Genomic DNA, 1,233 nt, shown 5'->3' with positions numbered 1-1,233 from the left:
AGTAGACAATATCAACACCACGCTAGCGATACGCTGTATGATGCGCTAACAGAAGCGAAAATTCCAGCAGTAGAGCTAAGGCTAGACAGCAGGCAGCTTGCTCAACTTCAACGCTTTGCTAGCCATAAGTTGGCCATCGAAGAATGTATGAGCGAGTTGATCAGTTTGACCTTATCTTGCTTCAAACAAAAAAATAAAAAAAGTTCAATCAAGCGCCCGCTACAAGTACTGATTCGACGGGTTTTACAAGCTCGTTCAATTTCTGATTGTGTGGAGGAGTTTAATTTTAGTGGGAAAAAAGACCTGGATAAGCATCTTAGAGAGGCCGTTCAAGTACTTTTAGAGCAGCTAAGCAGCCCTAAAATACTTTGAAATCAGGAAGGCTCAGCGCTTAAATACTAAAGCTCGAACCACAACCACAGGTTGTTTCTGCATTCGGATTGGTCACAGAAAACTGAGCACCTTTTAGGCCTTCAGTATAATCAACTGTCGCTCCGACGAGGTATTGATAACTCATGGCGTCGACAACCAGGTCTACACCCTGCTTGCTAACAACCGTATCATCTTCTGAAAGGTCTTCATCAAAAGTGAAGCCATATTGAAAACCCGAGCAACCACCGCCAGTCACATAAACGCGTAGCTTAAGAGCAGGATTTTCTTCCTCCTCAACCAGCTGTTTAACTTTACTCGCCGCCGCGTCGGTAAAAAATAGCGGGCTTGGCACATGAGTTTCTACAATGCTCATTGGTTCTCCGGCATTTGATTCTAATATTAGAATACTAAAACAATGTCATACTTCTATACAGAGCATTATCCAATTAACCTAGTAAAACAGTCAACTATTTCATTTAGCCATTATTAGAATCTGAACCCGACACGGCTTTTAGCGCAACTTGCTCAGCGGCTTTAGTCTCTGTGCTTTCACCTGAGTCATGATTCTTAATTGATACAGGCTCTTTATGGTGAACCAGGTTACCATTAACCTCAGCACCCATCGCCATTTCGATCAGATGATAATAAACATTCCCTTTTATTGACGCATTCTTGGCCAGCTCAATATGCTTCGAAGCATAAACATCGCCATGGACTGTACCGTTAACAATGATATGAGGTGCAATCACATCACCGTCTATTTCACCAATATCGCTAATACGAACAATCGCTTCACTGTCTTCTTCAGCGCGGATGGTGCCACGAATTAAACCATCGATATGTAAACCGCCAGAGAATTGA

At 42.7% G+C, this 1,233-nt stretch carries 3 protein-coding genes; 1 reads left to right on the top strand and 2 read right to left on the bottom strand.

What is annotated here, in order from left to right; all coding sequences use genetic code 11:
* Positions 1-372, top strand: a 372-nt coding sequence (locus A3735_RS03850; protein WP_156499386.1) for a tRNA-binding protein, incomplete at its 5' end; no start/stop codon positions are given.
* Positions 373-391: 19 nt separating this feature from the next.
* Here A3735_RS03850 and erpA read toward each other — a convergent pair.
* Positions 392-745 carry an iron-sulfur cluster insertion protein ErpA gene (gene erpA, locus A3735_RS03845; protein ID WP_068510038.1) on the bottom strand — a complete coding sequence of 118 codons (354 nt, stop codon included), beginning with the start codon at positions 743-745 and terminating at the stop codon, positions 392-394.
* Positions 746-848: 103 nt separating this feature from the next.
* Positions 849-1,233 (bottom strand): polymer-forming cytoskeletal protein (locus A3735_RS03840; protein WP_068568073.1); only part of this gene is annotated, 385 nt, incomplete at its 5' end.

Source organism: Oleiphilus sp. HI0061 (assembly GCF_001635675.1).
The sequence above is the reverse complement of the archived record's forward strand: the minus strand, read 5'-3'. Positions and strand labels throughout refer to the sequence as shown.

Bases quoted from the DNA above. Each gene is read 5' to 3' on its own strand.
- erpA (WP_068510038.1), bottom strand. From the start codon at position 745: ATGAGCATTGTAGAAACTCATGTGCCAAGCCCGCTATTTTTTACCGAC.